The sequence below is a fragment of the Algoriphagus sp. genome, from assembly GCF_030694375.1.
GTDB lineage: Bacteria > Bacteroidota > Bacteroidia > Cytophagales > Cyclobacteriaceae > Algoriphagus.
The window spans coordinates 1-5,697 of sequence record NZ_JAUXYL010000004.1 but is presented as its reverse complement, the minus strand read 5'-3'; the positions used below and the strand labels follow the sequence as shown (position 1 = coordinate 5,697).

The 5,697-nt window shown below is 43.6% G+C and carries 7 protein-coding genes; 4 read left to right on the top strand and 3 right to left on the bottom strand.

The genetic code is table 11. The annotated features are described in order from the left end of the window. Positions 1-283: 283 nt before the first annotated feature. Complete coding sequence (locus Q8M62_RS00850; RefSeq protein WP_304902687.1) at positions 284-502, bottom strand: hypothetical protein; 219 nt, start codon at positions 500-502, stop codon at positions 284-286. A gap of 214 nt (positions 503-716) precedes the next feature. Between Q8M62_RS00850 and Q8M62_RS00845 the strand changes: the two genes are divergently transcribed. From Q8M62_RS00845 to Q8M62_RS00830, 4 genes are all read left to right on the top strand, one after another. Continuing rightward, positions 717-1,649, top strand: a complete 933-nt coding sequence (locus tag Q8M62_RS00845) for a zeta toxin family protein (RefSeq protein WP_304902686.1) — start codon at positions 717-719, stop codon at positions 1,647-1,649. Beyond that, positions 1,646-1,855 (top strand): hypothetical protein, encoded by a 210-nt coding sequence (locus tag Q8M62_RS00840; RefSeq protein ID WP_304902685.1) that lies wholly within the window; start codon positions 1,646-1,648, stop codon positions 1,853-1,855. The genes Q8M62_RS00845 and Q8M62_RS00840 overlap by 4 nt, the downstream gene beginning before the upstream one ends. Positions 1,856-2,305: 450 nt before the next feature. Next, a complete protein-coding gene (locus Q8M62_RS00835; RefSeq protein ID WP_304902684.1) occupies positions 2,306-2,842 on the top strand; it encodes a hypothetical protein in 537 nt (178 codons plus the stop codon). Positions 2,843-2,878: 36 nt separating this feature from the next. Beyond that, positions 2,879-3,043, top strand: coding sequence for a hypothetical protein (locus Q8M62_RS00830; RefSeq protein WP_304902683.1), 165 nt, complete (start codon positions 2,879-2,881; stop codon positions 3,041-3,043). A 169-nt stretch (positions 3,044-3,212) separates the two neighbouring features. Here Q8M62_RS00830 and istB read toward each other — a convergent pair whose 3' ends face one another. Then, on the bottom strand, positions 3,213-3,956 hold the full coding sequence (gene istB, locus Q8M62_RS00825) for an IS21-like element helper ATPase IstB (RefSeq protein WP_304902682.1): 744 nt from the start codon (positions 3,954-3,956) through the stop codon (positions 3,213-3,215). 11 nt (positions 3,957-3,967) lie between these two features. Next, positions 3,968-5,503, bottom strand: a complete 1,536-nt coding sequence (gene istA, locus Q8M62_RS00820) for an IS21 family transposase (RefSeq protein ID WP_304902681.1) — start codon at positions 5,501-5,503, stop codon at positions 3,968-3,970. Positions 5,504-5,697: the final 194 nt, after the last annotated feature.

The following is a 5,697-nucleotide window of genomic DNA, read 5'->3' as shown; positions in this document are numbered from 1 at the left end:
CAATCAAAAAACAGATCGATTGTGGAAAAACTATTATCCCAAAAACCGTACACTTGTAAACCAATAAACGGACTAATACAAACAGTCAATCAGTATCAGGATTTAAACAATAACCTGTAAACTGTTTTTAGGACGAGTCAGACGGGTCAGGCTTATCAAAGGGGGTAGGGGGATTTTTCCTTCCATTGCGCTGGCATCAACATCCTTTTCCAAAACAATATCCAGCTTCCTTCAATCGGACTATTAACTACCCCTCCCTAACCCTCCCCTTGAAGGGAGGGCACTACCTGATCGTAAAAAACACACTGTCAAATCCTATCAGGCTCACCACATCTTTCTTCAAATAGGAAGGACCCCAATGCACAATTTGCCCACTGCGCAAACTCCCTCTCCATGTGAGCCAGTCCCGAGTAGCGTAGCGGATCGGGAAGAGAGCCTGTCCCGAGTATCGGGAGTTGGGGTGAGGTAAATTGAAAAATACCCAGTACAGGGTATTTTTCATCTCTTAGTTTTTTATTTTCTTTAGATGATCTATTCTAATTCAATAAGTTATGGCAAAGAAGAATGAATAAACCTCTAAATAGGCAGCAACTGCAGCTTCGAAAGTTTTAAAGAATCCAAAATCAACTAAGGACGCAAAAACCGCTGCGGGCTCAGCATTGACTCAAGCCCCTGATAAAAAGAAGAAGAAGTAAGGAAGAACAATTTATGACTCAATGCACCCTTTCTCCAGAAGATTAGATGATAATGACTTGATTGAACATTTTTTGGTTCGAGTTCTTGAATATCGGCCGGAAAATTTAGACGATGTAATTCAGAGCATTAAGGAGGGAGAATTTCAAATCCACCACATTCCGGATGTGGATAGCACATTGGGTAGTACCAAGCATCGTAGACGGAAATTTGCCAAAGAGGAGGATAGGTGGAATTTGCGAATTCAAATCGTAACTGAATTGTTCTCACAAAAGAGACCTGAAACAGACGAAGAAATAAGCCTGGGCAATGGAGGAGCTTTTCCGATCACCGATCCCCAATTTGAAAAAAAAGCAATCGTGATTATTGGGCTTCCTGCTTCTGGGAAATCTGGAATTGCCAATGAACTGGCGGACACAATTGGTGCTATAATTTTAGATTCTGACTTTGCTAAAAGAAAATTGCCTGAATTTCAGGATGGGGTTGGTGGCGCATCACTCGTCCACAATGAATCAGATGTGTTGGTTTTTGGTTCAGACAGTGAAAAAATTCCTACTGGCTTTAAACCACTTTTCCAGTTGGCTATAGAGAGCAAAATGAATTTGGTAATCCCGAAAATAGGACATAAATTAAATAGTGTTCATCAGTTGGGTCTGTCCCTTAAAGAATTGGGATATGAAACTCATCTGATTTGTGTAAATTTGGATCGTAGAAAAGCAACTATTCGAGCAATTGGTCGGTTTATAGAATCTGGGAGGTATGTGCCAATTGGATTAATATTTGATGGATATGCAAATGATCCTTTGAACACTTACTTCTTACTAAAAGATGGAATTGATCTTGATATCCAGCCTTTTGATTCCTTTGGCTTAATCAGTACGGATGTGGCAAAGGGGGATCGACCTAGGATTCTTCAGGCTACGTCTCCAAGTCCAATAATTGAATTTCAAAAATGAAAAAATCTCAAAATTCTGTACATACAAGGGTAAAAAGTGGGAAAGTTAATAAGCCTAAAGCATCTAGGGCTCACAAGACTTCTCATGCGGCTGTGAATGATTCATCAAGAATTGGTTATTCAGATGCACTAATTGAAGTTTATCACCAAGAGGAAAAAGATATCAGAAGATTTGCAGCTTTCGCCAAAACTTTGATCACGAAGTAATTCTTCTATTTGAAGATCTGTGGACTAAGTCCTTTTTTAAAACTTAAGCCGTTAAGGTATTATTTGGCAATCCCAAGGGCCCAAGGGATTAAACCTTCGTAATTTTACTTGAAAAATTTTTCAACTTCGTTTAAAAATAAGTATAAACGAGAACTATCTCTACATTAAATTAAGATTTCCCCTACTAATACTCACATCCCCTCACTTTTTTCTCCCTCACTCCAAAAATACCCAGCACAGTCAGCGTAATTTGAGCACACTTTCTGGTCATGCACTGCGTAAACTCCCTTCAATTGGACCCCAATGTTCACTTTGACCACTGCTCGATCGCCCTCTCTTTAAGGAGAGGGTGGGGTGAGGTTTTTTGAAAAATACCCAGTACTGGGTATTTTCTTGTTTATAAATTTCTATTAATTGCAAATTGAAAAAATCATCGACTTTGCATGATGTATGACCGGAAATCCAACCTATGAATTACAAAACCTAGATTCTAACGAAGAGCATTTTCAATATGCGTTTGTTACACCCAGTGGAAATTGGAAAATTGTCGAACATTCTTTTGTAGAAAAAAGAGGAGAAAGGAGGGTTTACAATTTGGGCTTTGGAGACTTTAACATAGAGACCGGAGAACTGGTAGATGATGAAGTATTTAATAATGGGGATGCAAGGTTGATCCTAAATACAGTTCTATCGACAGTGCCTCTTTTCTTTAAGAACAACCCCGAAAATGCCCTTATCGTACAAGGTAGTGACAGCTCAGACGAGTTTCCGGAAAAATGCCAAAATTCATGTAGAAAAAAATGTGAAAAAGTTTGTAAAAAACAACATCAAAGGATTAGGATTTATTGCAATTTTCTCGACAAAAATTTCGGAAAGCTCATAAAAGAATATATTTTCTTTGGCCTTCCTTTGTCAAAAGGCTCTGATTTTGAGCAATATGTACCATATAATTCGTATAGAACTGTTTTGATTTATAAGAAAAAGTGATCAATTTTGATTCACTTTTAGAACCTGATTTACAAAATGAAAAAGAAGGCTTACAATAAACCAGTTGTGGTGAAGACTAGTGCTAAAACCATCAAAGAACTGCAGAGCATTGGAGCATCCCTAAAAGGAAAGGAACTTTTCAAAGAAAAAGTTGAAAGTGCGAAAAGAATTCTAGCTAGTGTTAAGTCATTGCCAGTGTAAAAGAGAAATCTAGGCTAAAAACCAAAAAAAGGAGCTCATGAGCTCCTTTTTTGGTTTGAATCTATTAGTGCATACGCCGATTAAATTGACCCCCTGTCGCCGCTGGAAATTGACCCCCTAGAGTTACTTGGATTTTTGGGTCAGAAAAGTGGAATTCTGGAAGGCGAAGTTAAAGGTTGGCTTGGTTAATTTTTCGCTTTTTTCGCAAAGATTCTCCCTGTAGTTCCAGGCGGTGTGCGTCATGTACTATCCGGTCGAGAATGGCATCTGCCAAGGTCTGATCACCGATTACTTCGTACCATGCAGTTATAGGAAGCTGTGAGGTGATGATGGTTGATTTTTTACCATGTCGGTCTTCGATGATTTCCATCAGCAGCATTCTGCCCTGAACGTCTAAAGGCTGGATTCCAAAGTCATCCAGGATAAGTACATCCTGCTTTTCGAGTTTGATCATTTCTTTGATCGAAGAGCCGTCTGCCTTTGCCATTTTCAGTTGGGTGAGCAACCTGTTGGTGTTAGTGTATAGCACTTTGTACCCTTGGGCGCAGGCTTGGTTGCCCAGTGCACAGGCGAGGTAACTTTTCCCGGTGCCTGTACTTCCTGTTAGCAGGATGTTCTCTCCTTTTTTGATGTAACCACCGTCCGCCAGACGAAGCAGCTGGTTTTTGTCCAGCATTCTTTCGGGATGGAAGTCAAGCCCTTCCACGGTTGCCTTGTAGCGGAATCTGGCGTTTCTCAGGCTTCGCTCCATACTCCGGTTTTGGCGTTCGTCCCATTCGTTTTCCACCAGCAGGTGGATGAGTTCGTCGGCCGTGAGGCCGGCCATCGACTGGGTGTGGGTGGCATGTTTGAAGCTGCGGAGCATCCCGTAGAGCTTCATTTTTCTCATTTTCTCAAGCGTCTGTTCGATCATGTGTTTTGGTTTTAACTGTAATATTCCTTACCCCGGATGTTGTGGTGTCGGGGTGTCAGTACGGTATCGTCCAGCTGTTCTTCAGATGGACTGAGTGTGTCAAGGTTCTTGGACAGGATGTCCTCGATGATGGGATAGGTGTAAATTCCGTATTCAGAAGCCCGTTTGCAGGCTAATATCAGCCGAGAGTTCCCAGCTTTCTTGGCCAGATGTAGGATTCCTGCACAGGACTTGTAGCCCTGTTCGGCATGGGGCTTGGTCTCCATCAGCGCAGCCAGGTAGTCACCGACTTCCCTGCTGATCTTGTTTCCTTCTCCTACAAAATAGTCATAACTCCAGCTGGACACATACCGCTGGCTTGCGGCCAGGTGATCGGCTGAAGTAGTGTACTTGTGTTTCCTTCGGTCCCTTTTGTGCTGGGCAATGCGGTGGTATCGGTAAAAGATCTCCACCCGGTCGTCGTTGTAGAGCACTTTGACTTTCTTGCCGATGAACTGATGAGGAACGCTGTAGTAATGCTTGTCCTGGGCCAGACAGATGTGTGTGTTTTTCATTACCGTGGAGATCTTGACCTGCATGAGCTGGTAAGGCAGGGCGGGAAGGGGTTGCAGACTTTCCCGTTCGAGCTGTTCAAACTGCTCCCGACGACTTTCCTCTCCCCGGAGGGCTCGTTCATTGTAGGACACAAGAAGTGGCCTGATGGCTTCATTAAGCCCTTCCAGTGAAAAGAACACCTTGTTCTGAAGGTGAATATAGATCCGCTGGTAAACCAGTTTGACCGCTCCTTCCACCAGGGACTTTTCCCTTGGCTGACGTGGACGTGTGGGAAGAATGCTGGTGCTGTAATGTTCGGCAAAGGATTCAAAGGTCTCGTTGATTACCGGGGAATACTTGCTTCCCTTCTGCACTGCCGATTTGAGATTGTCCGGGACAACGGCTCTTGGGGCACCTCCATAGTACTCCAGCATCCTGCGGCAGCTTTCTGTAAAATCTTCTTTCTTTTGGGTCAGGGTTGCCTCCATATAGGTGTATTGGCTGCACCCTAACACTCCCAAAAAAACCTGTACGGGAATATGCTCGCCTGTCTCCGGATCAGTGATGTAAAGTGGCTTGCCCGCATAGTCAATGAATACTTTATCACCAGCCTTGTGCTCAAAATGCATGGTCAGGCTCCTACGGTTCAGGTATTCGCTTAGGTACGCTTTAAACTGGCTGCAGCGGTAACCCTGAGGGTGTTTTGCAATGTAATCTTCCCAGAGGCGCTGCTGGGTCATCCCTTTGCGGCGAAGTTCTTTGGCACAGGTAGGCAAAAGTGCCATCAGTATTTCCTGTCGCTTGCTCTGCTGCTGGGGAGCCGGAGGACCAAGGATCAGCTCAGAAAGTGCCTCATCGGACAGCTGTTCCACATCCTGATAAGTAAGTTGGGTGTCCTTGAATCGTTGCAGGTAACTTTTGATCGTATTGCGGGATACCCCGGTAATCTGGCTCAGCTGTTTGGTGCCTCGGCCTTCAAAGTGGCCTCTTAAAATCTGTCGTATCTTATTCATGGTTAGGGGTCGGTTAGCCATCTGTTCAGGGTAGTTAATCCTGAACCAACAGCCTTCGAAACACCACTATTCCATTCCCAAAAAATATTCCTCCAAGGGGGTCAATTTACTCCGGCTAGCGGGGGTCAATTTGCTCCGGCCAGAAGGGGTCAGTTTCCTTCGGCTAGCGGGGGTCAATTTGACCGGATTTTGCA

Coding starts and splice junctions, on each gene's coding strand:
- Q8M62_RS00850 (WP_304902687.1), bottom strand. CDS start 502: ATGAAAAATACCCTGTACTGGGTATTTTTCAATTTACCTCACCCCAAC.
- Q8M62_RS00845 (WP_304902686.1), top strand. CDS start 717: ATGCACCCTTTCTCCAGAAGATTAGATGATAATGACTTGATTGAACAT.
- Q8M62_RS00840 (WP_304902685.1), top strand. CDS start 1,646: ATGAAAAAATCTCAAAATTCTGTACATACAAGGGTAAAAAGTGGGAAA.
- Q8M62_RS00835 (WP_304902684.1), top strand. CDS start 2,306: ATGACCGGAAATCCAACCTATGAATTACAAAACCTAGATTCTAACGAA.
- Q8M62_RS00830 (WP_304902683.1), top strand. CDS start 2,879: ATGAAAAAGAAGGCTTACAATAAACCAGTTGTGGTGAAGACTAGTGCT.
- istB (WP_304902682.1), bottom strand. CDS start 3,956: ATGATCGAACAGACGCTTGAGAAAATGAGAAAAATGAAGCTCTACGGG.
- istA (WP_304902681.1), bottom strand. CDS start 5,503: ATGAATAAGATACGACAGATTTTAAGAGGCCACTTTGAAGGCCGAGGC.